The organism is bacterium, from assembly GCA_030654305.1.
In the GTDB taxonomy this organism is placed as follows: Bacteria; Krumholzibacteriota; Krumholzibacteriia; order LZORAL124-64-63; family LZORAL124-64-63; genus PNOJ01.
This window is the reverse complement of record JAURXS010000282.1, coordinates 1-2398: the sequence shown is the minus strand read 5'-3', so window position 1 is coordinate 2398 and position 2398 is coordinate 1. Positions and strand designations below refer to the sequence as shown.

The 2398-nt window shown below is 71.3% G+C and carries 2 protein-coding genes; one reads left to right on the top strand and one right to left on the bottom strand.

What is annotated here, in order from left to right:
- Nucleotides 1-210: 210 nt before the first annotated feature.
- A complete protein-coding gene (locus tag Q7W29_08160; protein ID MDO9171790.1) occupies nucleotides 211-2115 on the top strand; it encodes a TonB-dependent receptor in 1905 nt (634 codons plus the stop codon).
- A 63-nt stretch (nucleotides 2116-2178) separates the two neighbouring features.
- On the opposite strand, the gene Q7W29_08155 is transcribed toward Q7W29_08160, so the two are convergent.
- The gene (locus Q7W29_08155) at nucleotides 2179-2349 is read right to left on the bottom strand and encodes a hypothetical protein (protein MDO9171789.1); all 171 of its coding nucleotides are present in this window, start codon (nucleotides 2347-2349) and stop codon (nucleotides 2179-2181) included.
- Nucleotides 2350-2398: the final 49 nt, after the last annotated feature.

The window sequence follows — 2398 nt, the reverse complement described above, 5'->3', positions numbered from 1 at the left end:
TCGACGGACGTAAGGAATCCCCCCGCCCGAAGACGTCAACACCGTCATCGACAGGCACGGAACACCTAGCGGTCCGGCAGGCGATCTCCATGAACATCATGCACGAGTCCGATAGCGCAACCAGCGAGCGGTTGCTAGAATCGCTCGCCGGCGCCGTCGGCCGGCATCGCGGGGTCCAGTACGACATCCATGACCTTACGGGAGTCCATCATGATGCTCGATCACCGCCGCGGCGCGCGCCGCCGACAGATCTTCCTGCTGTCGATGCTGCTGCCGTGTTGCCCGTCCTTCGCCGCCGCGGCGGGCGCCGGCGACGACCTCCGCCACGCGCTGACCGACACGGTGTTCATCATCGGCTACCGCACGGACCCCGGCGACATGGTGCTGCCCGTCACCGCGGGTGACCACCTCGACCGCCTGCTGCAGGGCACGCCGTTCGCGACGATCCGCCGCGGCGCGGCCGGGGTCGCCGACCTCTACGCCGACGGCTTCAAGCGCCAGGACATCACCCTGACCATCGACGGCGAGCGCTTCGCCCCCGCCTGCCCCAACCGCATGGACACGCGCGCGGGCCAGGTCGACCTGCTGGACATCGAGACGGCGAACCTGTCGCGCAGCGGCGCCGCGCTGCAGTCCGGCCTCGGCGGCCGGCTCGACCTGCACCGCCGCCTGCCGGGCCGCGACACGCGGGTCTACGGCCGCCTCGGCGGCGCCGCGGGTCACGCCGGCGACCTCGACGCCAGCCTGGCCCTGGAAGGCCGCCGGACGCGCCTGGCGGTGCGGCACCGCCGGAGCGAGCCGTACACCGACGCCGACGGCGGCACCTACGAGCAGCTGTACGGCTTCGCCCACGCGCCGACCTCGTCGGTCGGCGAGGTGCGCGCCCACCGGGCCTTCGACGACGGGGACGCGCAGGCCGCCTGGGAATCCTCGTCGGACGTGCTGTTCCCCTACCTGCTGATGGACGAGCGCGACAACGACCACTACCAGGCGTCGGGCTCCTACCGCGGCCACCGCGCCTACGTCAACCACACCGAGCACCTCATGGACAACGCCCTGCGCCGCAGCTGGGCGACGACCGAGATGGTCACCGACGCCGTCACGACGATGCTGGGCGTGGTGGGCGACGGCTACGAGGTCTTCGCCCACCACTGGGACGCCGACAACCGGATCACCCCGACGGCCAACCCCGCCGCCGCCAAGACCAGCCGCATGCTGCCCGACGTCTGGCGCCTCGGCGCCGCCGCGGCCCGCGGCTTCGGCGACCCGCACCAACCCTGGCTGAGGCTGCGGGCCGGCCTGGTGCGCACCGAGGCGGGCGACGCCTCCGTGCTGGGCATGTACCGGCTGCTGCAGGCCGGCGCCGAGGCGAGCCGGTGGTCGTTCCCGTTCGGGGCCACCGCCACCCACGAGCGCGACATGGCGGGTGGGGCGCGGCTGTCCCTGTCGGCCGAGATCGCGTCCGACGCACCCGGCGTCGAGCAGCAGTACATCGCCGTCGACAAGCCGGGGACCACACCCGACTGGGTGGGCAACCCGGAGCTCGCCGACCCCGTGCGCGCCACGGCCCGCATCGCGGCGACGACCAGCCGGCTGAAGTGCGAGGTCTTCGGGACCCGCGTCCGGAACTACCCGACCCTGGTCAAGCGCACAGTCGCGGGCACGACCTACCAGACCTACGACGGCATCGACGCCCTGCTGGCCGGCGCCTACCTGTCCGCCGCCTGGGAGCTGGTTGAGGCGGGCCTGAGCTGGAACTGGGGGGAGAAGACGCGGGACGACAGCCCGCTGGCCGAGATCCCGCCGGCGACCTTCGACCTGACGGTGCGCTCGCCCCGGCTCGGGGACTGGCAGGGGCGCGCGTTCTACCGGCACGCCGCCGGGCAGGGGCGCGTCGACGCGTCCCAGGGCGAGTGGAGCACCGGCGCTTGGAACCGGCTCGACCTGGGGGCGACGTACGACGGTGGGCGGATGTCGTTGTCGATCGACCTCGAGAACGCGACGAACGTGCTGCACTGGCAGCACTTGGCGTATCAGCGGAATCCGTTCGCGGCGGGGGTGAGGGTGCATGAGCCGGGGCGGATGGTGCGGGTGGGGGCGGCGCTTGCGTTCTGAAGGGGGTGGCCGCACAGTTCGCTGGGGTACAAGCAGCCAGCCCCGGAAGCTGTCCGGCTGCCCTCACTGGAGCAGCCCCGCCACCAGCTGTCCCGTAACGACCTGGAGCGCGGCGTAATCCTTGTCGAGGGCGGCGAGGCGGGATTCGAGCTTCTTGAACTGGGCTTGGGCCTTGGACAGCTGCTTGCGCTTGGTGGCGGTCAGTCGTGTAGCTGGATCGCTAATCGATCTCAATTCGGGAGATTTCATACGACTCAACTCAACGCACCAACATTACCTTCCT